At 63.4% G+C, this 24,594-nt stretch carries 19 protein-coding genes and 1 pseudogene; 12 read left to right on the forward strand and 8 right to left on the reverse strand.

The window, feature by feature from the left end; all coding sequences use genetic code 11:
- Window positions 1–5: 5 nt before the first annotated feature.
- The 4 genes from OCT48_RS11260 to OCT48_RS11275 all read left to right on the forward strand — a co-directional run bounded on the left by OCT48_RS11260 (window position 6) and on the right by OCT48_RS11275 (window position 4,869).
- Entirely contained in the window at window positions 6–1,490 is a 1,485-nt protein-coding gene (locus OCT48_RS11260; protein ID WP_263589251.1) for an aldehyde dehydrogenase family protein, read from the forward strand.
- A gap of 159 nt (window positions 1,491–1,649) precedes the next feature.
- Window positions 1,650–2,384: a class II aldolase/adducin family protein gene (locus OCT48_RS11265; RefSeq protein WP_263589252.1), complete on the forward strand. Its 735-nt coding sequence runs from the start codon at window positions 1,650–1,652 to the stop codon at window positions 2,382–2,384.
- A gap of 9 nt (window positions 2,385–2,393) precedes the next feature.
- The gene (locus OCT48_RS11270) at window positions 2,394–3,401 is read left to right on the forward strand and encodes a GlxA family transcriptional regulator (RefSeq protein WP_263589253.1); all 1,008 of its coding nucleotides are present in this window, start codon (window positions 2,394–2,396) and stop codon (window positions 3,399–3,401) included.
- A gap of 130 nt (window positions 3,402–3,531) precedes the next feature.
- On the forward strand, window positions 3,532–4,869 hold the full coding sequence (locus tag OCT48_RS11275; RefSeq protein ID WP_263589254.1) for a hypothetical protein: 1,338 nt from the start codon (window positions 3,532–3,534) through the stop codon (window positions 4,867–4,869).
- A gap of 42 nt (window positions 4,870–4,911) precedes the next feature.
- Here the strand turns inward: OCT48_RS11275 and OCT48_RS11280 are convergent, their stop codons facing one another.
- Window positions 4,912–5,433: a zinc ribbon-containing protein gene (locus tag OCT48_RS11280; protein ID WP_263589255.1), complete on the reverse strand. Its 522-nt coding sequence runs from the start codon at window positions 5,431–5,433 to the stop codon at window positions 4,912–4,914.
- A gap of 231 nt (window positions 5,434–5,664) precedes the next feature.
- Between OCT48_RS11280 and leuS the strand changes: the two genes are divergently transcribed.
- From leuS to OCT48_RS19600, 7 genes are all read left to right on the forward strand, one after another.
- Entirely contained in the window at window positions 5,665–8,247 is a 2,583-nt protein-coding gene (gene leuS / locus OCT48_RS11285) for a leucine--tRNA ligase (protein ID WP_263589256.1), read from the forward strand.
- A gap of 19 nt (window positions 8,248–8,266) precedes the next feature.
- Window positions 8,267–8,758, forward strand: a complete 492-nt coding sequence (lptE, locus tag OCT48_RS11290) for an LPS assembly lipoprotein LptE (protein WP_263589257.1) — start codon at window positions 8,267–8,269, stop codon at window positions 8,756–8,758.
- Window positions 8,759–8,768: 10 nt separating this feature from the next.
- Window positions 8,769–9,827 (forward strand): DNA polymerase III subunit delta, encoded by a 1,059-nt coding sequence (holA, locus tag OCT48_RS11295; RefSeq protein WP_263589258.1) that lies wholly within the window; start codon window positions 8,769–8,771, stop codon window positions 9,825–9,827.
- A gap of 280 nt (window positions 9,828–10,107) precedes the next feature.
- Window positions 10,108–10,503: a PA2779 family protein gene (locus tag OCT48_RS11300; protein WP_263589259.1), complete on the forward strand. Its 396-nt coding sequence runs from the start codon at window positions 10,108–10,110 to the stop codon at window positions 10,501–10,503.
- Between the two features lie 15 nt (window positions 10,504–10,518).
- Window positions 10,519–11,490, forward strand: coding sequence for a PA2778 family cysteine peptidase (locus OCT48_RS11305; protein ID WP_263589260.1), 972 nt, complete (start codon window positions 10,519–10,521; stop codon window positions 11,488–11,490).
- Window positions 11,487–11,927: a DUF488 domain-containing protein gene (locus OCT48_RS11310; protein WP_263589261.1), complete on the forward strand. Its 441-nt coding sequence runs from the start codon at window positions 11,487–11,489 to the stop codon at window positions 11,925–11,927. Before OCT48_RS11305 ends, OCT48_RS11310 begins: the two co-directional genes overlap by 4 nt.
- Window positions 11,851–12,279 carry a transposase gene (locus OCT48_RS19600; RefSeq protein WP_412031045.1) on the forward strand — a complete coding sequence of 143 codons (429 nt, stop codon included), beginning with the start codon at window positions 11,851–11,853 and terminating at the stop codon, window positions 12,277–12,279. The genes OCT48_RS11310 and OCT48_RS19600 overlap by 77 nt, the downstream gene beginning before the upstream one ends.
- Window positions 12,280–12,286: 7 nt before the next feature.
- Here OCT48_RS19600 and OCT48_RS11315 read toward each other — a convergent pair whose 3' ends face one another.
- From OCT48_RS11315 to OCT48_RS11335, 5 genes and pseudogenes are all read right to left on the reverse strand, one after another.
- A complete protein-coding gene (locus OCT48_RS11315; protein WP_263589262.1) occupies window positions 12,287–13,642 on the reverse strand; it encodes an O-antigen ligase family protein in 1,356 nt (451 codons plus the stop codon).
- Between the two features lie 924 nt (window positions 13,643–14,566).
- Window positions 14,567–15,226, reverse strand: a complete 660-nt coding sequence (locus OCT48_RS11320; RefSeq protein ID WP_263589263.1) for a sugar transferase — start codon at window positions 15,224–15,226, stop codon at window positions 14,567–14,569.
- A 1-nt stretch (window position 15,227) separates the two neighbouring features.
- Complete coding sequence (locus OCT48_RS11325; RefSeq protein WP_263589264.1) at window positions 15,228–16,430, reverse strand: ATP-grasp domain-containing protein; 1,203 nt, start codon at window positions 16,428–16,430, stop codon at window positions 15,228–15,230.
- A gap of 428 nt (window positions 16,431–16,858) precedes the next feature.
- Window positions 16,859–18,301 (reverse strand): annotated as a pseudogene (locus tag OCT48_RS11330) (IS1380 family transposase).
- A 102-nt stretch (window positions 18,302–18,403) separates the two neighbouring features.
- Window positions 18,404–19,075 carry a class I SAM-dependent methyltransferase gene (locus OCT48_RS11335; protein ID WP_263589265.1) on the reverse strand — a complete coding sequence of 224 codons (672 nt, stop codon included), beginning with the start codon at window positions 19,073–19,075 and terminating at the stop codon, window positions 18,404–18,406.
- 818 nt (window positions 19,076–19,893) lie between these two features.
- Between OCT48_RS11335 and OCT48_RS11340 the strand changes: the two genes are divergently transcribed.
- A complete protein-coding gene (locus OCT48_RS11340; protein ID WP_263589266.1) occupies window positions 19,894–20,064 on the forward strand; it encodes a hypothetical protein in 171 nt (56 codons plus the stop codon).
- A gap of 277 nt (window positions 20,065–20,341) precedes the next feature.
- On the opposite strand, the gene OCT48_RS11345 is transcribed toward OCT48_RS11340, so the two are convergent.
- Together OCT48_RS11345 and OCT48_RS11350 are read right to left on the reverse strand one after the other, a co-directional pair.
- Complete coding sequence (locus tag OCT48_RS11345) at window positions 20,342–21,994, reverse strand: ABC transporter ATP-binding protein (protein ID WP_263589267.1); 1,653 nt, start codon at window positions 21,992–21,994, stop codon at window positions 20,342–20,344.
- Window positions 21,995–22,195: 201 nt separating this feature from the next.
- Complete coding sequence (locus tag OCT48_RS11350) at window positions 22,196–24,481, reverse strand: polysaccharide biosynthesis tyrosine autokinase (RefSeq protein ID WP_263589268.1); 2,286 nt, start codon at window positions 24,479–24,481, stop codon at window positions 22,196–22,198.
- Between the last annotated feature and the right edge of the window lie 113 nt (window positions 24,482–24,594).

Genomic DNA, 24,594 nt, shown 5'->3' on the forward strand with positions numbered 1-24,594 from the left:
TTCCCATGCCCCTGACCCATCATGACTGGAAACGCCGCGCCGCCGCCCTCGAGGTCGACGGCCGCGCCTGGATCGACGGGCGGCGCCGCCCGGCCGAGGGCGGCGCCACCCTGGACTCGATCAACCCCATGACCGGCGAGGCGGTGGCCGCCGTGGCGGCCTGCGACGCGACCGATGTGGACCGCGCCGTGGCCGCCGCCCGGGCGGCCTTCGTGGCCGGCGACTGGGCCCGGGTCGATCCCGCCGACCGGCGACGGGTGATGCTGGCCATCGCCGCCGAGATCCGCATCCACCGCGAGGAGCTGGCCCTGCTCGACAGCCTGGAGGCCGGCAAGTGCATCACCGAGGCCCTCGACGACGCCGAGGAGGCCGCGGTGCTCTTCGACTGGTACGGCGAGCTGCAGGACAAGGCCTACGACCGGGTCGCCCCTGCCCCGGCCGGCGTCCAGGCCACCGTCACCCACGAGCCGCTCGGCGTGGTGGGCGCCGTGGTGCCCTGGAACTACCCGCTGCACAACGCCACCGTCAAGCTGGCCCCGGCGCTGGCCGCGGGCAACAGCCTGGTGCTCAAGCCCGCCGAGGAGTCGTCGCTGTCCGCCCTGCGCCTGGCGGAGCTGTGCGACAAGGCCGGCCTGCCCACGGGGGTGCTCAACGTGGTGCCGGGCCATGGCCACCTGGCCGGCGAGGCCCTCGGCCGCCACGAGGACGTGGACGCCCTCGGCTTCACCGGCTCCACCGAGATCGGCAAGCGCTTCCAGGTCTATGCCGGGGAGTCGAACATGAAACCGGTCTGGCTGGAATGCGGCGGCAAGAGCCCGCTGCTGGTCTTCGACGACTGCCCCGACCTGGAGGCGGCGGTGGACGCCGCGGTGGCGGGCATCTTCACCAACGCCGGCCAGGTCTGCTCGGCCCACTCCCGCCTGCTGCTCCAGGGCGGCATCCACGACGCCTTCCTGGCCGCCCTCGACAAGCGCCTGGAGGCCCTGGTGCCCGGCGACCCCCTGGATCCGGATACCCGGCTGGGTCCGCTGGTCAGCCGCGCCCAGTTCGACAAGGTCCGCGACTACCTGGCCATCGGCCAGCGGGAGGCCACCCTGCGCCACGGCGGTGAAGCGCTCACCGCCGCCGGCGGCGAACTCTTCGTCGCCCCCACGGTGTTCACCGGCGTCACCCCCGAGCACCGGCTGTTCCGCGAGGAGATCTTCGGGCCGGTGCTGGCGGTGAGCCGCTTCGCCGACGAGGCCGAGGGCGTGGCGCTGGCCAACGCCAGCCAGTACGGCCTGGCCGCCTCGCTGTGGACCGCCGACCTGGGCCGCGCCCATCGCCTGTGCGACGCCCTGCAGGCGGGCACGGTGACGGTCAACGGCGTGGACGCCGTGAGTCCCCAGACCCCCTTCGGCGGCATGAAGCAGTCCGGTATCGGCCGCGACTACGAGCTGGCCGGCATGCACAAGTACATGGCGCTGAAGACCCGCTGGATCCACTACTGAGAACGTCCTTCACAACCATCAAGAGATGAGCTTTTCCGGCGACAAGCCTGCGCGAGGACGCTGTGAACCCCTCCATGGCAAAAGACCCTCGCTCCACCTGGTCCCCGGCGCTCATCTCTGCCCGGCCGTTGAGAATCAACGCCTAGCGAGGAGCGAACCATGAGCGAGATCCCCGAGGTCCCGGGCACGCCCCGGGAGCAGCTGGCCTGCGCCCTGCGCTGGCTGGCCCGCCTGGACCTGCACGAGGCCACCGCCAACCATTGCAGCCTGGCCACCACCGAAGGCGGCGAGCGCTTCCTGATCAACCCGGCGGGCCGGCACTTCGCCGAGCTGCGCGCCAGCGACCTGCTGGAGGTCGAGGCCCGGGGCGGCCAGCGCCCGGCCGGGCTCGACCCCACCGCCTGGGCGATCCATGGCGCCATGCATCGCCAGGGCCGCGAGGCGAGCTGTATCCTGCACACCCACTCGCTGTACGCCACCGCCCTGGCCTGCCTGGCCGAGCCCGAGCTGCCGCCGGTGGAGCAGAACGCCATGCGCTTCTACGAGCGCGTCGCCGTCGATCGCGGCTTCGACGGCATGGGCCTCGGCGACGAAGCCGAGCGCCTGGGACGTCTGGCCGGCGAGGCGCCGATCCTGCTGCTGGGCAACCACGGCGTGATCGCCACCGGCGCCGATGTCGCCGAGGCCTTCGACAACCTCTATTATTTCGAGCGCGCCTGCCGCTCCTACCTGGTGGCCCGGGCCAGCGGCCTACCGCTGGCGCCGGTGGCCCCGGAAGTGGCTCGCAAGACCGCCGCCCAGTGGGAAGACTATGCCCGGGCGGGCGCGCCCCAGGCCCACTTCGCGGCGCTGATGCGCCTGCTCGACAAGGAGGGCGACGACTACCGGAGGTGAGATCAGACCATGGCCAGGACCCCAGCCCCCACCCCGCATCGGCTCGGCATCCTGCTGCTGCCGCAGTTCTCCTTCGCCGGCCTGGGGGCGCTGCTGGACCCGCTGTTCATCGTCAACTGGCTGGCCCAGGAGCCGCGCTTCGAGTGGCGGCTGCTGGGCGGCGAGGCGACGGTGCCGGCCTCCAACGGCGTGCCCCTGGGGGTGGAGGTCGACTGGCCGGCCCCCACGGAGCTGGACGGCGTCCTGGTGCTGGCCAGCTTCGAGACCAAGGCGCTCACCGGGGACCGCCCCCTGGCCATGTGGCTGCGCCACTGCGCCGCCGCCGGGGTCGAACTGGGCGGGATCGAGATGGGCAGCGAGGTGCTGGCCGCGGCGGGCCTGCTCGACGGCCGGCGGGCGGCGGTGCACTGGGACAACCTGGAGGGCTTCCGCGAGCTCTACCCCCGGGTGGAGGCCGTGGGCGAGCTCTACACCCTGGGCGGCGGCCGCCTGACCTGCGCGGGGGGCACGGCGGTGCTCGACATGATGCTGGCCTGGCTGGGCCGCCGGGTCGAGGCGCCGCTGATGGAGGAGCTCCAGAACCACCTGCTGGAGCGCCGCCGACGCCCCGGGGACGCCGTCCAGCTCGCCGCCGCCCCGGAGCGCCAGCCGGAGACCTCGGCCCAGATGCGCCGGGTGATCCGGCTGATGCGCCGGGCCATCGAGTCGCCGCTGTCCAGCGACGAACTGGCCGAGGGGGTCGGCCTCTCGGTGCGCCAGCTCGAGCGACGTTTCAAGGCCGAGCTGGGCGTCACCCCCAAGCGCTACTATCTCTGGCTGCGCATCAACCGCGCCCATCGCCTGCTGCAGCAGACCGACCTGAGCGTTGCCCAGGTGGCCTCGAGCGCCGGCTTCGGCTCCCTGGAACACTTCTCTCGGGCCTACCGCCGCTTCTTCGGCTGTGCCCCCAGCCAGGATCGCCTGCAGTCCCGGGACGCGCCGGTGCTGCCGATGCGCCATCTTCCCCACCGCGGCTAGGAAAGCGGCGGCCAGGCTCTCTTCGCTTGCGCGGTATGGTCGTCGCGTTCCCTGGCTCCTGACCGCTCTCGCCTTGAGGCGGGTAGCCATCTTGATTAGGATGCTACGTTTCTTGCCACCCGGGAATGCCATGTCGTCGCCCACCGCCCACGCCACCGAGGCGGCCGTCGCCCCCCGCCATGCCCTGGCCGGTCTGGCGATTCTCGTCGGCCTGCTGTCGCGGATCGCAAGCCTGGCCTGGTGGCCTGCCGTCGAGGCCCTGACCGGCCCCACCCTGTGGCTGGGCACTGCCCTGCTGTGGCCCGACCTGCCGCGGCGCAACCGCCGCCAGGCGAGCATGCTGGCGGGCATGGGCGCGGGGCTGCTGCTGGTCGCGGCGTTCGGCTACGGCGCCCGGGTCGACTGGTCCGGCGTGCTGGACGGTAACACCCAGGTAGTGGCCATGCTGGTGGGGGTGAGCTTCATCGGCCTGATCGGCAACCGGCGCGGCCACTCGCGCCCCGCCGGGGCGCCAGTCACCGGGCTGCGCGGCCTGGCCGGCACCTGGCTGGGTGTACACCTGCTCGGCACCATCCTCAACCTGTCGACGGTGTTCATGGTCGGCGACCGCCTGGCCCGCCGGGCACCGCTCTCCATGCCGCAGCTGCTGGGGCTCAACCGGGGCCTGTCCAGCGCGGCGCTGTGGTCGCCCTTCTTCGCCTCCATGGGCATCGTCATGACCCTGGCCCCGGCGATGGACTACGCCACCGTGCTGGCCCATGGCCTGCCCCTGGCCCTGTGCGCGGGCCTGGTGACGATGATCGAGCTGCCCCGGCGCTTCGACCTGAGCGACACCGCCGGCTTCTCGATGTCGCCGCGCAGCCTGCTGCTGCCGGTGATCATGGCGACGCTGGTGATGGGCTTCCACTACGGCCTGACCCCGGGACTGTCCATCGTCAGCATCATCACCTTCCTGATGCCGGCCTCGGCCCTGGTGGCCAACTTGACTAAGGGGCCGCGCTGGACCCTGGGCCGGCTGCACCGCCACACCCTGACGCGGCTGCCGGCCATGCGCGGCGAGATCTCGCTCTTCCTCTGTGCGGGCCTGCTGACCAAAGGCCTCTCGACCCTGGCCAATGCCGCCACCGAGGGGGGCTGGACGCTGTTCGACGCCTTCGGCGCGGGCGAGGCCATCGTCAGCTTCCTGGCGGTGGTGGCCAGCGCCGTGGCGGGGCTGCACCCCATCATCGGCGTCTCGGTGCTGGCCTCGGTGCTTGACCTGGCGGATGGCCAGCAGACGCTGTTCGCCTTCACGGCGCTGGCGGCCTGGGCGGTGGGCACCAGTGTCGGCCCGCTGTCGGGAATCAATCTCTCGCTGCAGGGACGCTACGGCGTCAGCGGCACTCTGATGATGCGCGAGAACCTGCGCTACGCGCTGGTAATGGCCGTTCTGGTGGTGGCCATGATCGCCTGGCTGGCCAGAGCGTAGAACATCGGAGACATCGCCCCCTGCGCACAGGGGGCGCGGGACTCAATCCAGCGGCGCACGCACGAAGTAGCGGTGGCCGCACTGGTGACAGGCCTCGATACGGGTCACGCCCTCGAGTTCGACGATGGCCTCGCAGTGGGTGCAGGCCATGCGGCCGGGGGCCGCCATCTCGCCGGCCGTGTAGTCGGCCCGCGAGGCCTCCAGGTCCTCCTCGAGGCGCTCGCGCTCGATCAGGCTGCGGTCGGCGATGGACAGCAATGACTCCACCACCTTGCGCGACAGCATGGAGAGGTCGATGCCCAGCCAGCTGGCCACCCCCTCGCCACCGGCGCCCAGGTAGCGGCGCATCTCCTTCAGGTCCCGCTCGACCCAGGCACGCAGCAGCGAGAGTTCATCGCGGGTGAATTCCTCCACCTCCGCCTCGAACTCCACGGCCTCGTCGAGTTCCTTCTGCAGGTTCTCCCGGTTGAGCTCGCCGGCGCCTTCCTTGAGACGGGACAGCACCCGCTCATAGGCGTCCTTCAACCGATGGTCCTGATGTTGCGGTTCCTTGTGCTCGCTCATGCTGGTCTCCTCGTGTCCGCACTGGGCCTGCTGGCCAGGCCACCATAGCCGGGGCCTGCCGTGCTGGGGTATCCTTGCGACCCAACGGTTCTTCCATTTATGACGACATGCCGACGGCGAATCAATGGGTTGCCCGCTTCGACCGGGCCAACCTTGACGCCGGACAAGGCCCGCTGACATGTGCAGCGCCCCGGGCGCTGCTCTCGACTAGCAAGGTACCCGAAGACAGCGATGGACGCACAATACAAGCCCTTTGACACCGAACGCGACGCCCAGCATTACTGGGACAAGAACCAGTGCTTCAAGGCGGTGGAAGACGCCGGCCGCGAGAAGTTCTACTGCCTGTCGATGTTCCCCTACCCCAGCGGCAAGCTGCACATGGGGCATGTGCGCAACTACACCATCGGCGACGTCGTCTCCCGCTATCAGCGCATGCAGGGCAAGAACGTCCTGCAGCCGATGGGCTGGGACGCCTTCGGCATGCCGGCGGAGAACGCCGCCATCAAGAACCAGGTGCCGCCGGCGAAGTGGACCTACCAGAACATCGACTACATGCGCGACCAGCTCAAGGCGCTGGGCTTCGCCTACGACTGGAGCCGTGAGTTCGCGACCTGCGACAGCGACTACTACCGCTGGGAACAGTGGTTCTTCACCAAGCTGGTCGAGAAGGGCCTGGTGTACAAGAAGATGTCCACGGTCAACTGGGACCCGGTGGACCAGACCGTGCTGGCCAACGAGCAGGTCATCGACGGCTGCGGCTGGCGCTCCGGCGCGCCGGTGGAGCGCAAGGAAATCCCGCTGTGGTTCCTCAAGATCACCGACTACGCCGAGGAACTGCTGGCGGACCTCGACAAGGTCGACTGGCCCGAGCAGGTCAAGACCATGCAGCGCAACTGGATCGGCAAGTCCCGGGGCGTGGAGCTGGCCTTCGACGTCGCCGACCACGAGGACAACGCCCTGGAGCCGCTGCGAGTCTACACCACCCGCCCCGACACCCTGCTGGGCGTGACCTACGTGGCCGTGGCGGCCGCTCACCCCCTGGCCCGCGCCGCGGCCGAGGGCCAGCCCGAGCTCGCCGCCTTCCTCGAGGAGTGCAGCCACGGCGGCACCTCGGAGGCCGAGCTCGCCACCATGGAAAAGAAGGGCATGAACACCGGCTACCAGGCCGTGCATCCCCTCACCGGTCGCCGCGTGCCGGTCTACGTGGCCAACTTCGTGCTCATGGAGTACGGCACCGGCGCGGTCATGGCGGTCCCCGCCCACGACCAGCGGGACTGGGAGTTCGCCAACAAGTACGCCCTGCCCATCGAGCCGGTGATCGCCGACGCGGATGGCCGGGCGCCGGACCTCAGCGAGGGTGCCCATGACGACTACGGCGTGCTGATCAACTCCGGCGAGTTCGACGGCCTGGACTTCCAGGCGGCCTTCGACGCCATCGCCGCCAGGCTGGCCGAGCAGGGCCACGGCGAGGTCAAGACCAACTTCCGCCTGCGCGACTGGGGCGTGGCCCGCCAGCGCTACTGGGGCGCGCCGATTCCGGTCAAGTACGGCCCCGAGGGCCAGACCGTGCCGCTCACCGACGCCGAGCTGCCGGTCGAGCTGCCGCTGGAGGTCACCGTGGACGCCTCCGGCTCGCCGCTCAAGAGGATGCCCGCGTTCTCCGAGCTGGGCGACGGCTGGGTGCGCGAGACCGATACATTCGACACCTTCATGGAATCCTCCTGGTACTACGCGCGCTTCGCCTGCGCCGACAACCCGGAGGCGATGCTCGACGAGCGCGCCAACTACTGGCTGCCGGTGGACCTCTACATCGGCGGCATCGAGCACGCCATCCTGCACCTGCTCTACGCACGCTTCTTCCACAAGCTGATGCGCGACTTCGGCCTGGTGGACTCCGACGAGCCCTTCCAGCGCCTGCTGACCCAGGGCATGGTGATCGCCGAGACCTTCTACCGGCCGACCCCGAACGGCGGCAAGGACTGGTTCAACCCGGCCGATGTGGTGGTGAAGCGCGACGACAAGGGCCGGCCGCTAAGCGCGGTGCTCGAGAGCGATGGCCAGCCGGTGGAGATGGGCGGCATCGAGAAGATGTCCAAGTCGAAGAACAACGGCGTCGACCCCCAGGCGATGATCGACCGCTTCGGGGCCGATACCGTGCGCCTGTTCATGATGTTCGCCGCGCCCCCCGAGCAGTCCCTGGAATGGTCCGACTCCGGCGTCGAGGGCGCTCACCGCTTCCTCAAGCGCCTGTGGCGGCTGGTGGCCGAGCACGTCGAGGCCGGTACGCCGGGTGAGCTGGATCGTGAGGCCCTCACCGAGCCCCAGCGCGAGCTGCGCCGCAAGACCCACGAGACCATCAAGAAGGCCAGCGACGACATCGGCCGGCGCACCACCTTCAACACCGCCATCGCCGCGGTGATGGAGCTGACCAACGCACTCGGCAGGTTCGACGACGCCTCGCCGCAGGGCCTGGCCGTGGCCCGCGAGGCGGTCGAGGCCTGCGTGCTGCTGCTGGCCCCCATCACCCCCCACGCCTGCCACGCCCTCTGGGCCGAACTCGGGCATGCCGAGCCGGCCATTGATGCCGCCTGGCCGACCCTCGACGAGTCGGCGCTGACCCGCGACACCATCGAGCTAGTCGTCCAGGTCAATGGCAAGCTGCGCGCTCGCCTGGAGGTCCCGGCCGATGCCGACAAGGCCGCCATCGAGACCCAGGCCATGGCCGCCGAGAACGTCCAGCGCCATGTCGAGGGCAAGACGCTGCGCAAGGTCATCGTGGTGCCCGGCAAGCTGGTAAATATCGTCGTCGGCTGAGGGCCGGAAAGGAGCTTCAATGCAACGTCGCACCCTGCTTCGCCTGAGCCTCGCCGCCGGGGCCTCCCTGGCCCTGGCCGGCTGCGGCTTTCACCTGCGCGGCTACGGCCGGTCCGCCCTGCGCCTCGAGGCACTGGCCATCGCCGGCAGCGAGGGCGATTTCCGGCGGGTGGCCACGGAACGGCTCGAGGCCGCCGGCACCCAGGTACGTGACGACGCCCCCCTGGTGCTCAACCTCGGCGCCGGGGAGTTCGTGGAGCGCCGCCTGAGCGTGCTCGACTCGGGCAGCCAGGAACACGAGATGACGCTGCGCGTGCCCTTCTCGGTCCAACGGCGCGCCGATGGGGCCTATCGCCTCGACCAGCAGGCCCTGGAAGTCAGCGAGCGCTTCGACGTCAGCAAGGACAACCTGCTGGCCGGCGACGAGCAGCGCGAGGCGGTCAAGGAGCGGCTGCGCCGCGAGGCCGCCCGCCGGTTGCTCGACCGTCTGCGCCCGCTCGCCGAGGCATGAAGGGCGTATCGTGAAGGTCTTTCCCGACAAGCTCGAACCGGCCCTGGCCAAGTCACTGCCCCCGGTGGTGATCGTCGCCGGCGACGAACCCCTGCAGCACATGGAGGCCTGTGACGCGGTGCGCGGCGCCGCCCGGGCGGCGGGCATCGACGAGCGCGAGGTGCTCCACGTGGAGGCCAACTTCGCCTGGGGCCGACTCACCGAGGCATCGGCCAGCCTCTCGCTGTTCGCCTCGCGCAAGCTCATCGAGTTGCGCCTGGGCAGCGGCAAGCCCGGTCAGGAGGGCGCCAAGGCACTGCGCGAATACGCCGAGGGCATGGCGACAAGCGACAACGTCCTGCTGATCGCCGCCGGCAAGCTCGACTACCGGGAACAGAAGAGCGCCTGGTTCAAGGCCCTGGACAAGGCCGGCCTCTTCGTCCCGGTATGGCCGGTGGACGCCTCGCGACTCCACTTCTGGCTGCGCGACCGGGCCGGTCGCCATGGCCTGACGATGGACCTCGATGCCGCCCGCCTGCTCGGCGAGCGCACCGAGGGCAACCTGCTGGCCGCCGACCAGGAGCTGCAGAAGCTCGCCCTGCTGTCCCCGCCCGGCGCGCGCATCTCCCCGCAGCAGGTCGCCGGCGGCGTGGAGGACAGCGCCCGCTTCGACGTCTTCACCCTGGTGGATGCCTGCCTGAAGGGCGAGCGCGTGCGCGTCGCCCGCATCATGGCCGGGCTGCAGGGCGAAGGGGTCGAGGCCCCCATCGTGCTGTGGGCGCTGACCCGCGAACTGCGGCTGTTGCTGTCGATCCACCAGCACCTGGACCAGGGCCAGAGCCTCGAGCATGCCTGCAAGGCGCAGAAACCCCCGATCTTCGACAAGCGGCGCCCCGCCTACCAGCAGGCCATCAACCGCCTGCCCATGAAGCGCCTGCACAAGCTGCTGCTGTTCGCCCAGCGACTGGACCTGGCGATCAAGGGCGCGAGTCCCATTCCCCTCTGGGACGGCCTGCACGACCTGGCCCTGACCCTGGCAGGCGGCCGCGGCCCGCTGGCCGAGCTGCCTTCCTCCTATCGGGTTGGCTGAGCCATCGCCTCGGCCCCGTCGCGGCATGGGGAAATTCGCCGCCCCGACACCGCCCCGGCCAGCACATCGAATGAGGGAATTCATGCGCGATCCACGCCCGGGAGCGTCGTGGCGGCCCCCTCCGTCGCGGCGCAATCTCCAGGCAATCAACACAGAGTCGTGAAACGTCAGTGACTTATCCTCTATACTGTCGAGGCATCGCCGCCGACATGGGACAAGGAGGCCCCATGCAGAGCGGACACGAGCCGGACCAACACGAGACAGAAGAAGGAATGCCAGCATGAAACGACTCAGCCGACTCCTCAGCCCGCTCCTGATCGCCGCCCTGGTCCTGGGCAGCCTGCCGGTCGCCGCCGCCCCCGTGCCGGCCGGCGATGACCTGGTCGGTACCACGGCCGTGCTCGACGCCGCCTCCGCCCAGAGCGATCGGGCCAAGATCCGCGAAGTCCTCGCCCGCAACGACGTCCAGCAGCAGTTGCTGGTCCAGGGTGTCTCGCCGACCGAGGTGGAAGCCCGGGTGGCCGCCCTGTCCGACGCGGAAGCCCGCCAGATGGCCGAGCGTCTCGATCAACTGCCCGCCGGGGCCAGCGTGGTCGGCGCCCTCTTCGCCGTCTTCGTCATCCTGCTGGTGACCGATATCCTCGGCCTGACCGACGTCTACCCCTTCACCCGCTGAGACCCGAGGCAGCGAATGACCGGCCCCTTCCGGCCACAGCAACGCAAGAACGCCCGCATCGCGGGCGTTCTTGTGATGATGGCCTATCTGTTGTTGCTGACGGGCTGCGCGACCGCCCCCCAACTGGCACCCGCCACCCGTGACGCCGTACCCGACCGGGTACACCTCGACGACGTGCCCTTCCATGGGCAGCGCGACTACCAGTGCGGGCCGGCATCCCTGGCCATGGTACTCAACGCCGGTGGCCAGGACGTCGCTGTCGACGCCCTCATCCCCCAGGTCTTCCTGCCCGGCCGGGAAGGCAGCGTGCAACCGGAGATGCTCGCCACGGTACGCCGCCAGGGGATGATCCCGTTCCGGCTCCCGGGGGAGTTCGGCGCCCTTCTCGAGGAACTGGCGGCCGGGCATCCGGTGGTGGTGATGCAGAACCTGGCGCTCCCCGCCTGGCCGCTGTGGCACTATGCCGTCGCCATCGGCTACGACCTGCCGGACGAGTCACTGACCCTGCATACCGGCTTGACGCCCGAGCGTGCCGTCGACTTCGCGCGCTTCGATGCCACCTGGGCCCGCAGCGACCGCTGGGCCTTCGTCGCCCTGGCACCGGGTGAGCTGCCGGCAAGCGTCGACGCCGATGCCGCCACCCGGGCGATCGCCGATTTCGAGGCGGCACAGGGCAGTCAGGCGGCCCTGCCCGCCTGGCAGGCCCTGGCCGAACGCCACCCCGCCGCGGCGATGGTGCAGTTCGCCCTGGGCAATGCCCGTCACGCGACCGGCGATCGTCCCGGGGCATTGGCGGCCTACCGTGCCGCCACGGCCGCCGACCCCGAGCTGGCACCGGCCTGGCTCAACCTGGGCCTGCTGGCCAGCCGGGAAGGCGACCAGCAGACGGCACGTCGGGCCCTGGCACGGGCAGCCGCGCTCCCCGGCCCCTGGCAGGCGAAGGCCCGGGAGGAGCAGGCGGCCCTCGATCAGGAGACCAATGGATGAGTTACGACATCGCGATCAAGCGCATCTACCAGGCTCCGGAACTCGAGGACGGCGCCCGGATACTGGTCGACCGCCTATGGCCGCGGGGCAAGCGCCGGGAATCCCTGGCGCTGACCGACTGGTATCGTGATGCCTCGCCCTCCCCCGCCCTGCGCCGGCAGTACCATCAGGGGGAGATCAGTGCCAGCGTGTTTGCCGCACGCTACCGGGGCGAACTCCGCGACGACCTCGACTGCCTGTTGCCGCTGATGCGTCACGCCCGCCAGGGACGCCTGACCCTGCTCTCGGCACTGCGGAATCTGGACGCGTCACATCTGCCGATATTGAAGGAGGCCATTCTCCGTGCGCTCGAAAATGAAGATGCCGGCGATCTGGAGCCTGCCTCGCCGCCTTGCAGTGGCCATATTATCGACAAGCCCGTTCCTCCTCGGTCGTAGCAGCCCGTTACCCGAAGCTCGCAAGATTGTGGCATTTGCTGGCCTCCAACCGAAGCTGCAGGAATCCAGCCAGCATGAAGGCGCCTGTCACTTTTCATGCCCGGGCTCACCCCGCCGCCATGCGATCCGTTACATGCCTGCCATTGTGGCCAGGACTCACTACCCGGATATCAAGGCACTACGAAACAGCCTCCATAAACCGGGCAAGCTCGGCAAGCAATTGTATGAACCGCTCTGTGTAAACCGCTGGGTCACGTTTTATGGCGTACTGAAATCCGTCAAGCCGCTTGATCCAGCAGTCGCTGTCGCATGCCGGCAGGCGAAACGGGACCTATCGACAGACCGCACCTAGCCCTCCGCTATGGCCGATGATCGAAGACTTCATGGTCCTCCCGCGCTCCAGCATCTCTTGATAAATCTTTCGTGAGAAACTTTGTCTTCAGCAGTACCCAGCAGGCCACGGTCAGACCTAGATAGCCGCTCAACCCTCTGGCATCTCTGAGCATGGACTGTGTCAAGCCGAAAATGACAAACGCGAAGCAAATCATCAGCCCCGAAAGTGCTAACGTTCTATTCTCAGCGTCCTGACTTCCCCGCAGATGACGAGCAAACAGCCACACAGGGACCCCATACAGAGCCAGCAAGCTAAGCAACCCCAGTCCCCCACGACGTGCCGCGGTATCGATGAGGTCGCTGTGCAGTTGGTCGAAGCGGTTCATTGCTGAGTGCACCAGCCCCGCCTCGACCATCCCGTCCCAGGCAGCCTGTAGCCGTCCCTCTCCCCACCCGGCCAGGGGCTTCTCGAGGAACAGCTGGATGCCGGCACTCCACATGTCCAGGCGCAATCCCACGGAGTTGCCACTATCTCCGCCGAGGTAACGCTCGATACCACTCACGGCCTCCACGATACGCTCATGGACCCCATCGCCGGTGATGGTCGTCATTGCCACCAATACGGCCAGCAGCAGCAAGACGCCAGCCGCTGCCGCCAGCATCCAGCGGTGAGGAAAGACGCCGTGGAAGCCCCTGAAGCCCATGCATACCAGCAGCGGCAAGGCCACCCAGCCGCCGCGGGTCCCGGAAAGGAAGGACGCCGCGAAACCACCGACGGCGGCCAGCCCAAGCGCCACAGTCAGCCAGGGTAGCACTCTGTTCTGATGCGCCAGACGCCCGAGCATGGCCACCAGCGCAAGCACACCGAGCAGCAACGCCAGGTTGCCAAAGGGAATGGCGTTCATGCCATTATCGGCGCGATCCGCACCCAATGCGAAACGCTCATATACAGCGATGCACCCCGCCCCCAGAGCCCCCACGACTAGCCCCAACCACCAGCCAGTGCGTGATGGGGGATGATATCGCAGCCACACCAGCAGCCCAGCAGCCAGCACCGGCCACAGCGGCACCAGCCAGCTGCCTCCATGCCCGGCCACCGGCCACACACCGGTGCGCGCCACGTCCCAGCACCACAGACCCGCAAAGGCCAGAAGTGTCACCAGCCAAAGGCGATCCTCGGCGTCCAGCACAGCCTCGGAGTCCCCCGCCGGCGCGCCCTGAAGTAGCAGGCCCGCCAGAGCCAACAGCCCCGCCGCCAGTGGTACGGCCGCATAGGCCCAAGGCATCAGGATCAACAACGCGACAAAGGCCCAAATCAGCAGCGTGTTGGCCGCTCCCCAAACGTCAACGGCTCGTCCCGGCGGTTCGCGATCGGTCGTCACACTTACTAGCCTCAACGCCAAAGTGCCCCAGCGAGTGCGCATCCTACTGCAGATCCTGACGTCACGTCCTGCCCTCTGGGCTAGAGCCGCCGCCCGCCCTGCGGCTCCCAAAAGGTCCAGACCAGCACAATATTTGCATCCGAAGCCACAAAGTAAGAGATTGCTCCATAGATACTCTGCACGATGCAGACTCGCACCGCCTTGAGTCGATAATGCATCAGGCTCGTGTTTTTTCGGGGATACCGTAGAAGAGACAATGGCTGGGCATTCCCGGTGAATCATCGCAGGCCACTCTCGAGTTACTAGAAACTGATGTGAGTGCTACCAACAAGACAATAGAGGGGAAGGAGAACCGATCAGTGACAGAAATGCGGCCAGACCACGGCACACCACACTTGGCGTAAACTTTTCCACAATCCCCTATCAGGTGGAGCCCGAGCCGCTTTGCTTCTCCATCAATATCAGCTTGCTTGTCGCAAGAGGTCAGCCGCGAGCGAGGCGATGATGGACCTGGTGCCAGGGATGCTAAGCGCCGTCATGCTGATCGGGGTGAGGATCTGAGAGCCCGGCTCCATCTCTGCGAACACTGCAATGACAACGCAAAGGGATTCTCTGGCCAAGGCTGGCTGGCAGATGAGCGAAGTAATTATTACCACGTCGCATCATCCTGGGCAGCTGCCGCTAGCAAGGCCGAGGTTCCCTTGGGCGCGACTGCGTGTGACGGCTATAGGCGAAGTCGGGGAATTCCGTCTAGAAGCGAAGCGCTGATTATCCGCGCCGCTCCGGGAGTTAACTGCACCCGCGCGCATCCCGCACATCGACGCCAGGTCGCCTTCCTAGAAAACTGGCCGGATTCTCCCCTCCTCTCGGCACCTCGGATGACTCAGGCACCCTTTCAGTAGCGACTCCTCAGGCATCCATCGTCTATTCATTGGGTGTCGGGAAGATCGTGCGCCACAAGTAGACCAAGTCCATTGTGAACGACCAGTGCCGGACATAGTCGAGATTCAGCCTCACCTTGTCGGGATAGATCACCTCGCGATTGTAGCGCTCCGGATCGGCTACGCTGGCAAGCAGCTTCTCCTCGTTTCGATACTTCAACGTCGCCGGCCCAGTGATTCCAGGCCGAATGGAAAGGATCAACCTCTCCTCGTCGCTCAGTAGATCGGCAAATCCCGGCACGTCAGGTCGCGGCCCGACTAAACTCATCTGACCGGCCAGCACATTGAACAGTTGCGGCAATTCATCGAGCTTCGAGGCGCGTAGCAGGCGTCCGAATGAGGTGATGCGCTGATCCCCCAGGCTGGTCACCGTGGAGCCAGCGACTGGACGCATGGTACGTAGTTTGACCACTCGAAACGTCCGTCCGTCGCGTCCGACGCGCTCCTGAAAAAAGAAACCGGAGGCCCCGGTGGCCCGAGACGCAGCCCATGCCGACAGCAGTATCACCGGCAACAGCGGCGTCAGCAGCAGAAGGGACACCACCAGGTCGAAGAAGCGCTTCAGGTTGCATTGCCCGGGGGGCAGGCCGGAGGCCACCTCTCTCGCCGGCCGCTCGTCCAGATGCCGCTCGAGTGGAGCCATTTCAGCGTACCATTCCCGCTTCGAGAGGGTTCATACTCTGGGTTTTCAGCCCCTTGGCCAGGTAATAGAACGCCTCGCCGAGCAGCACGAGCGGGTCGTCGAGCTTGAAGTCATCGAAAGCGTCGGCCCTTAACCCATCACGCAGTTGCAACGCCTCTGCGAGCCGACCTCGACGCAGCAGGTCTAGACGGCGGATCATATCGCCCAGCAACCACCTTTCTACCACCCCATCACGTGCTGACATGGCCGCCGCCAGTGCAGTTTCAGGTCCATGAGTCTCGGCCAGGTAGAGCAACCAGCCGAAGTTCACGCCGGAACTCAGCGAGAGGTCGATAGAGCCCCATAGCCGTGGGTTGATCTCAATAAAATAATGGCGACCACTTACCGTATCTTTCTTGAACTCGAGCATCGCCAGACCGTGCCATTCCAGTCTGTCTAGTAGGCGGTGGGCATCCGTCTCCAAGGCCGGGTTGGAGGCAGAAACTCGCAGGGTGCTTGTTCCCCCGGTTGTAACCTTCTCTTGGAGACGACGGTGAGTGAATGAGGCGATCCGCCGGCCGTGCCAATAGAGGCAGGAGACCCCCCAGCCATCACCCGTCACCCGCTCCTGTACGATCGGCGGGCGTTCATGGTCGAGCCCAAAGTCTGCTGTCATGCGCTCAAGCTCATCGGCCAACGCCTGTCCGCCCAAGGAAAACCGAACCCCCTTGGAACTGTTGCCACGCCGTGCACGAGCCACGTACCAACGCTCTGGGTCGGTGAGGGTCTTGGCTTCGGCCGCAGTACAGTAATCGACGATGGGCGCCACTGATACGTGCATCTCTCTGGCCAGGCGGCTCATGCGATCCTTGTCGTTGACCAGCGCCAGCTTGGTTGAGTCCGCCATAGGCAAGGCGACGTCGTGCGGTAAGCGACCAGCCTCCCGGGCTTGCACCAGAAGTTCCCCCTCCTCATGCCCGGGGATGATCAGCCTTACATGGAACCGACGGCAGAGATCGCTGATATCCGCCACAAACTGATCGGGATTGGCATAGGGTGAGTGGTACCTACCGCGGGCATAGGCCAGCCGGGATGCCTGGCACATGCCGATCCTTGCAGTGTCGGCTACAACCACCTTTACTCCCCGCTGCGCCAAGGCACGCAGTACCGAATAACTGCTGCGGCACCAGCCGTGGGTCAACAAGACAGTCGCTTCGTCACGCATGGCACCCCCAGCCGCTGTTGATTGATAAGAGGGAGGAACTGGTGATTGACCTGCCGAAAGCCGTGTATTTCCGTGTAACCACTTCTATAGCGGTTACCTCCGAGGCCACAATCACCACGCCCTCAGAATCGATCATGGCCGGCATGGTGTAGGCAAGGCACACCGCCTCGGCCTCGCATGGCAAGACAGATAAACCCGCCTCATTCATCAGGGGGGCGAACAGAGATCTTGAACTGAGTGGCTGCCGGTAACGCCCCACCTCAACGCGCTCGGGTTGCCTGATGGCCGGCAGATTTATTCCCAATATGGTCTGGTCTTGCCATTTTTGATAAACATTTGGAATCAAACCTGCGCTAAGACGCAGCCGTCTCCATCGGCCGAGGGGATCCGCCGATCGTGGTGCTGCGCGGAGCTGTGATCTCGTGATGTCAGGCCAGGGCCGTCAAACGCGGTAGCCCGCGTAGCAGTGTCGGCCACCAATTGTCGGCGGCATCGCCGAGGTGCACGGTGATCCGCCGAGCATGCACCGACAATGTCGCCGCCACCTTGAGCACCTGCTCGCGCATCCGCGTCAGGCTCCAGCCCTGCCGAGTTTGTATCTCCAGCAGACGACGCAGGCCATGCAGTACCTCATAGGCGTAGAGACTCAGCAGCAAGCTCACCTCGTTGCGGGCCATCACCTGCTGAAGGGTAGAAGCGCCGCGATCCGTCGAGGAGAGATGCACATCGAGCGCCGATTTCACCTCGCCCATGTGGGCTTCGGCCTTGCCGCGCTGGCGATACAGGGCCAGCACGCTCTCCGGCGGATAGTCGAACTGGCTGAGGTTGGTCACCAGGAAGAAGCTGTGCAGCAGCAGATCGTCGGGGCGTTCCTGGACCACCAGCACCACACGACGTGGCGCCGGCCAGGAACCGGCCTGATAGGTCAGGTCGTAACACCATTCCCGTGGTATCTCGGGCCGGCGGCCCCGCGGCCGCCGAAGGTAAGGCGCGGCCTTCGCCTGCAGACCGGAGTGGCTGCGCAGGCGTCCCAAGTACTCGATGCCACGATCCTCCATGGCTTCCAGCGTGTCGTTGTCGGTGAAGCCGGCATCCAGGCGAACCCGGACCTCGGCACCGAGCCCCTCGTTGAGCCGTCACACCAGGTGCGGAATCCAGGTATCGGCATGCTCGGCGGGCCCGACATTGCCCTCTCGCAACAGGCCGCCCAGCATATCGCCGGTTTCGGCCAGCGAATCGATCAGCGGCGAGTAGATGCGTGCCCCCACATGGCCGTGAAAGGCCGAGCCGCCCTGGTGGCCGAATACCTCGATCGGCAGGCCGTCGATATCCAACGTCAGACGCCTCGGTCGTTCACCGCCACGCAGCGAGGTCAATCGCCAGATCGCCAGCCGCAGCAGGCCCTCAGGCAGCACATCGATGTTGTCGTCGCGGCCCAGGCACGTCAGCAGCCGCGACAGAGTCGCCTGAGACGGCCGTTCCTGCGCCAACAGCGTCGTCCCACGGGCATCGCTGCAGGCCAGTGGCCAGAGCGGTTCGTGACGCAGCGTGGCGGTATCGCTCAGGTCGATCCAGCCCATGGCCCGCTGCAGCACCACGGTGCGGAGCTGACTGGCCAGCGAGTGGCGAACGCGATGCGGATCGCGTGGATCGACCAGGTGTTCCTCGAGGGCGGGCATGACGCCGCTATTGTCGAGGGCTTCACGCAGCAGCAGAGCGCCGCTGTCACTGGTGGTGCGATGGCCGCTCAGCTCGACGCGGACAGAGCCATTGAAGGAGGGCCTCATGGGGGATACAGTTTCACCCGTAGCGGATGGACCTCTGGAATCAGGTTCTTGGCGGAACTCACTGATTCTACAAGAGAAACCCATCCGCTATCTTCGTTTTCAGGCCTCCTTCATGAATATCCCGGGATAAAGGGATGACCAACGTTATCCGCTGGCTATGCTAGTGCAAGATTGCCATTACCTGATCTATTGTTTTTCAAGTAAAAACATCATATGGGACTGATCCTCGGGCATCCGAAACATCTTTATGATGCTAAAGCTTTTCGAGATAATATCGACAACATTGTTCTGAGATGTTTCATGACTCGAATTGATTTGCCAAGCACCACTTCCACAGCCACTCCCTTTCATCCTGGCCAAAGCCTTTTTCAGCATGAGAGGTAGCGGTAGGGATAACGTCGAAATCGAGGAAGATGTAACACGTGTCATCAAGTATATTCGCAAATCATTTACCGGCAATGTGATCAAGCAATATCTATTGGTCAACGCCGACAGGTTACAAACAGCCTTTTCCAAATCATAAAAAGGAATATGATGAAGAACCCTTGAACACAGCACCACATCAAACTGCCCAAGTGGCAATCCTTCGGGCAGGGATAGAATCGAACCAACATGATCCGGTTTCAGTCGAGAATTGATATCGAAGGTTTCAACGCGAACCCCATCGTGCCGCAAGTACGCAGTAACGAGCCCCGAACCCAGCCCGACCTCCAAAACCACCTGTGGATGGCACTCATGTATCAACGAAAGTTGATACCAATAGGTAAGCATCCTCTGCTTAGAGTTATACTCGGAAAAATCATAGTAGGATTTCGGAATATCTTCTGGATTGACAGCTGCCACTGGAGTATTCACCATCAGACTGTTCCAATTAGTTTGAATGAAACAACAACGCTTCAACTCAATTGCTGGAGTAAGACCTCACCACACCCCCACACCAGCAAAACCAAGGTAATCCCTCACCACGATAAAGCAGAATAGGCCGTTACAATTGTTTTGAGAACATTTCCCATCAAGTGCTTCAGACCGCGAAGACACCGAACGCCCCACCCCTGCCGTCTCACGACATCCGAAATGTCGGAATCAATGTCCAAGTTGTCATGAAACATACAGCCCATTAAAGATACAACGATCAGGCATGGTTAACCTCCCAATCCTCTCACGTTACTGAGCATGAGCTGTATCAGTCTGAACCAGACGTGAGTAAAGAAAAAAATCAGTCCGTGAGTGCCAGAGCTTGTCTAGACGATCAGCCTGACACCGCAGGTTACGGGCAAACAGCCACACCGACACGTCATACGCCCCTAGTTGAGCAAGCAAGCCTAGAGACCGCGACGTAGACGTGTCGATGTGATTGCCGTGCACCTGGTCATGGAAGCCAGCCATCGAGCACGCCGGTCCCACCTCAGCCATGTTGGAATGTCCCCTTCAAGGAATCACGAGGTGTAGTGCAGCGATCAGCAGGACAGGATGAGCGACGACCAAGCCACGGAAGAGTGCAGTTAGCGTGGTCTTGGACATTTTCAAAGGCAGGACCAAGGTCGCTGAGGTGGCTCGCCAGCCTGAACTCACCGTCTCTGAGGTCGATGGCTACAGCAGAGCATGGAAAACCGGTTCAATGCCCGCCCAAGGCCATCAGTGAGTGGGACGACTCCTGGAACCGGGAGACCAGTGACGTGCTGCTCTATCGACAGCGGTTCCTGGGGTGCGCTCAACTGCCGCTGGCACTGCGCTCCGACCACAGGCTGGTGTTCAGCAGCAGCCTTTACACGCCAACGCTGCTGGCCTATGGGCTGGCCCAAGAGCTCATGACGCCCGACACGCCTGAGCAGAGCGGTGTTGTCTAGGGCTCCATTCGTTCCTTGAAGGATGAGCGCAGCTGGCAACATCGTTTCCAATCGCTGGGCCAAACCAGCGCCGTTATCGACTAGAGGATGCTGTACTTCAACGGCGTTCGGCCATATCATGATCTAGGTTGAGTGACATCCAGATAACATCCAGCATCAGCCGGAAACGCTGTGCAGAAGCCAGGAGTTCATTACACACTCTCCAATCACTTCCAGGGCTGTATACTCACGATCCGAGCTGGCAAAACCAGTCATTACTCAGACGCATTGCTTTACATCAGGCATGTATCGCCATACGCTGAAAAGTAACATTCCTCTCGGCCAATTCATCGTAGCTGCCATGATCTATCACGCGACCATTTTCCATTAGATAGATACAATCACACTGCCTTACTGTTGCAAGTCGGTGAGCAATCATGATGATTGTCTTCTTCCCTGAAAAGTCATGTATAGCGTCCATTACTAGTTTCTCAGTGATGCCATCCAGGGCACTAGTCGCCTCGTCAAGGATCAGGATACTGGCATCATCATAAAGCGCCCTGGCAATGCCAATGCGCTGGCGCTGGCCTCCGGATAACTGGATGCCACGCTCTCCTACACGCGTATCCAAGCCATCAGGAAGCTGGCTTACTAGCTCATCCAGGTGAGCCATTCTTACGGCCCTAAGCACGCGATCGTCATCGGTTTGCTCATCCGTAAGTCCAAAGGCGATATTTTCGCGGATAGTGGCATCAGCCAGAAAGATAGATTGAGAGACGAACCCCAAGCTGTTCTGCCATGCGCGCTTCATACCCTCACTCAATGGTTTTCCGTCTATCAGAAACTCACCACTATCGGGGTCTATCAAAGCCAATAGAATATCAATAGCGGTTGATTTACCAGAACCGGAAGCGCCCACCAGACCTATGACATGATTGGCCGGGACCGTCAATGAGAGTTGATCCAATGCAGCCTCTTGCTTGCTGGGGTAATGAAAAACGATATTGCGAATCTCGATCGCATGATGAAGTCGCACATAACCCGCTGCCGATGCGGGTAGCGGTTCCTGATACTCTGCATGACGGCTCTTTAAAAGGTCCTCTCGTATGCTGTCGAAAGCCGATAGATTCCCCCTGATGGTCGCAACACTCGTATATATCTGCTGGAAGGCAGGCAACAACTTGAGGCCTGCCAGAGAAAATACAGACAACACTGGCAGGATATCCCCCAGATTCCCTTGATGAGCTGACAACAGATAGAGAACAAGAAAGATCACCGAACCGAAGGCTACCAGTTCCATGGCATATCGCGGCACTTCCGATAGTGCCTTAGTCGTCCCCCTTGCACGACCCAAGTATCTGCTTGATTTTTCGAACCGCTGGTTGAAGACCGGCTGTCGCCCTAACAAGAGTGCATCCTTTATCCCTCCAAACCCTTCGGCCATCAGTTTAAAACGATCACGCTGAGTGCGAGATACCACCTTGCCATTGGCCACTAGCTTTCGACGAACGGTGCGATAAAGAACTAGATAGACCGCAAAGAATATGACAACCCCGGTTATCGCCACGATTGGATTAAATACCAGAATGGCCACTGACATGAACAGGACCATGACAGCCCTTGCATTCATCTTCATCAACGGCGCAATTATCTTGTCGGTAACGCGAGTGCACTCCTGTGAGATCTTGTTCGTCAATTGAGCGCTGCTGCCGGTGGCATGGAACAACCAGGGTTGTTGCATATAATGCCGATAGAGACGCGTGCTGAGCTCGGCACCTATCTGCTGGCCGTACATGGACAGCCTCCACACAGTAAACATTGAGATACAGGACGCGACAGCAAGCGCTGCAAGAACGGATACGCCCATCCTAAACAGGAAGTCGGCGGGGTTACCGAAACCCGTCATCGAATAAAGGCGTGCAATGGTACCATCGCCTTCAAGACGACTCATGTCACCGACCATAGCCATAAAGGGACCAATGGCCACGACTCCAGCCACCTCCGCCAAGGCCATGAACACAACCAATAACTGCAACCGGAGGAGACGCTTTCGCTGATCCCCGGTAAGGAGGCCATAAAGAGCCTTTAGACTTGAGAACATTGGCATACGCCTGCATGACGGTTATAAAGTATATAGCTTCGACGCTTAGGCTCAAGAGTAGCTATAGCCATAAGAATAGCCATATCGTGTGGCGGCCTTACGTTGGATAGAATTGAGAATCGCCCCCTTCACCGTTACCCCCGCTGTCTCGAGCCTCCTCACTGCCAGTTGCACTTCCCTTACTGGATTCACCTGGAACTGCACCACAAGCAGGGTGGTGCCACATTGTGGACCGATCACCGCGGCATCCGTAACGGCCAGTACCGGTGGTGTATCGAAAATTACCAAGTCATAGCGCTCACTCACCTCGTTGCAAAAACGGCTGAAACCCGCGGTCATCAAGAGTTCGGACGGATTGGGGGGCACCATGCCCCGACCGACATAGTCGAGACCGTCGATTCGGCTGTGACGGATCACCTCGTCGAGTCCCTGACAGCCCCCCAGCAATTCGGAAAGTCCACCCTCGCTGCGCTCGCCGAAGGCATGGTGCAGTTGGCCCTTGCGCATGTCGGCATCCACCAGCAGCACCCTATGCCCCGCCTGAGCACAGATCGCAGCGAGATTGACGGCGATGAAGCTCTTACCGATTCCAGGGCCGGGGCCGGTGATCATCAGGCGGTTGTCACGACCTTCCAGCATGGCGAAATGCAAGCTGGTTCGCAGACCGCGCAGCGCCTCGCTGGCGGTATCGGTCGGCGCTCGCTCGGCCAGCACGTCACTGACCACCTCGCGGGCCTGGCGCTCCCGGCGATGCTTCACCCGCTTCACCAGCTTCTTCTGCTCGTCGGAGAGCGGTACAGTGGCATAGACCGGCAGGCCGACCTCCTCAAGCTGCTCGGGCACTTCCACCCCGCGATTGAGCAACCCACGTACCAACACAAAGCCCATCGCCAGCATGCCGCCGACCAGGCTAGCCGTCATCACGATCCGTGACTTCCGGGGCTCTATCGGACTGACACCAACTTCAGTATTATCGATAATGCGTACATTGCCTATTGTCCCCGCACGGGCGATCTGCAACTCCTGCATTCGGTTCAATACGTTGACGTAAATGGCCTGGGTGACTTCAACGTCACGGGTCCGTCGCACCACTTCCTGCTGTGCTTGCGGTAGATCGTTGACCCTGTCACTCAGAGCAACTCGTTCAGATTCCAGATATCGTTTCTGATGGAGCAATGATTGGTAGGTAGGATGATTGACCGTATAACGCTGAGACAACTCGGCCTCACGGAACGCCAACTCGTTCAACTGACTGTCAATCTCGACAAATTGATCGATGGCCGCCCGAGCCTCGGAGGTCAGGTCGACGCTGTGCTGGTTCGCGCGGTACTCGTTGAGACTGTCCTCAGCTGCACGAAGCTGCGCACGCAGCACCGGGGCCTGCTCCTCGAGAAATGCCAGGCTTTCTTCCAGGTCGGCAGATTGACGCTGAATGTTCTGGGTAAGGAAGGCCTCCGCTACCGCATCCAGCGTCTTTCTTATTTCCTCTCGGTCGGATCCGGTAAGGGTCAAGCGCAACATACCGGTACTGGCATCACGCGATGCACCGACCTGGTCAACGTTGAAACGGCTTCCCAAGCCGCGGATAGCCGAGACACGCGTGTGCTTGAAAAGGGAGAACTCAGCCCCTTCAGGGGCCTCGAGACCGGCTATCCGCAGATGAATATCCCCCTCAATGAAACTAGCCAACTCGCCCACCTGTCCTTCGCCGAGATAGCTAGGTTCCTCGTCGACTAGCCAGAGAGAGTATCGACCATCTTTTCCAGCCTTGACGATAAGCGGGGTTCCGCGCAGATAATCCGCCACCTCCAGACGACCAAGTTCGAGCCATTCGCCGCCCCAAACGACAGAATCAGACTGAAAAATGTCCGGGAGGCGGATCCCCCCCTTCATGACATTGGGCAGAAAACTGGAAATTCTGGAAACATCGATGTTGCCAGCGGCGAATGTTGGCCTTTCGATTCCTCGGCGGTGCATATAGCTACCAATGATAGGCAGTGCTTTTGGTACAACTTCCGTATCCAACCCCATCCGATCGACGACCTGCCCAAGTACCATGCGCGACTGCAGGATCTGCACCTCCGCCGCCGTACTGCTCTCACTGTCCTCACCCCGTAAGCTTGTGGCTATTTCCTCGAGTGGATTGACTGTGCCTCGCCGTTCCACTTGTACCAGGGCATCGCCACGATAGATCGGTGTAGCAAGCAAGGCATACACTGCTCCTACCGAAGCGAAAATCAAGCTACAGAAAAGGATCAACCATTTATGATCTAGCAGAAGACCAAAGAATCGTCCTAGATCGATATCCTCATAGCTTTTGTCCACGATTCTGTTCATAATTACCACCATTCATATGGAACACTGAGACGTAGGTTATAGCCTTGTGGCTTTTGCTGAGTGCGTGTACCGGAAGAAGCCTACCAAGTGGTCATTCGTGACCCTCACTAAAC

The organism is Halomonas sp. M4R1S46, from assembly GCF_025725685.1.
Taxonomy (GTDB): domain Bacteria; phylum Pseudomonadota; class Gammaproteobacteria; order Pseudomonadales; family Halomonadaceae; genus Halomonas.

Excerpts from the sequence above, each read along its gene's own strand:
- OCT48_RS11345 (WP_263589267.1), bottom strand. The coding sequence starts at position 21,994 with ATGAGTCGTCTTGAAGGCGATGGTACCATTGCACGCCTTTATTCGATG.
- lptE (WP_263589257.1), top strand. The coding sequence starts at position 8,267 with ATGCAACGTCGCACCCTGCTTCGCCTGAGCCTCGCCGCCGGGGCCTCC.
- OCT48_RS11275 (WP_263589254.1), top strand. The coding sequence starts at position 3,532 with ATGTCGTCGCCCACCGCCCACGCCACCGAGGCGGCCGTCGCCCCCCGC.
- OCT48_RS11325 (WP_263589264.1), bottom strand. The coding sequence starts at position 16,430 with ATGCGTGACGAAGCGACTGTCTTGTTGACCCACGGCTGGTGCCGCAGC.
- OCT48_RS11260 (WP_263589251.1), top strand. The coding sequence starts at position 6 with ATGCCCCTGACCCATCATGACTGGAAACGCCGCGCCGCCGCCCTCGAG.
- OCT48_RS11310 (WP_263589261.1), top strand. The coding sequence starts at position 11,487 with ATGAGTTACGACATCGCGATCAAGCGCATCTACCAGGCTCCGGAACTC.
- OCT48_RS11270 (WP_263589253.1), top strand. The coding sequence starts at position 2,394 with ATGGCCAGGACCCCAGCCCCCACCCCGCATCGGCTCGGCATCCTGCTG.
- OCT48_RS11300 (WP_263589259.1), top strand. The coding sequence starts at position 10,108 with ATGAAACGACTCAGCCGACTCCTCAGCCCGCTCCTGATCGCCGCCCTG.
- leuS (WP_263589256.1), top strand. The coding sequence starts at position 5,665 with ATGGACGCACAATACAAGCCCTTTGACACCGAACGCGACGCCCAGCAT.
- OCT48_RS11280 (WP_263589255.1), bottom strand. The coding sequence starts at position 5,433 with ATGAGCGAGCACAAGGAACCGCAACATCAGGACCATCGGTTGAAGGAC.
- OCT48_RS11265 (WP_263589252.1), top strand. The coding sequence starts at position 1,650 with ATGAGCGAGATCCCCGAGGTCCCGGGCACGCCCCGGGAGCAGCTGGCC.
- OCT48_RS11335 (WP_263589265.1), bottom strand. The coding sequence starts at position 19,075 with ATGGTGAATACTCCAGTGGCAGCTGTCAATCCAGAAGATATTCCGAAA.
- OCT48_RS11320 (WP_263589263.1), bottom strand. The coding sequence starts at position 15,226 with ATGGCTCCACTCGAGCGGCATCTGGACGAGCGGCCGGCGAGAGAGGTG.
- OCT48_RS19600 (WP_412031045.1), top strand. The coding sequence starts at position 11,851 with ATGCCGGCGATCTGGAGCCTGCCTCGCCGCCTTGCAGTGGCCATATTA.
- OCT48_RS11350 (WP_263589268.1), bottom strand. The coding sequence starts at position 24,481 with ATGAACAGAATCGTGGACAAAAGCTATGAGGATATCGATCTAGGACGA.
- OCT48_RS11305 (WP_263589260.1), top strand. The coding sequence starts at position 10,519 with ATGACCGGCCCCTTCCGGCCACAGCAACGCAAGAACGCCCGCATCGCG.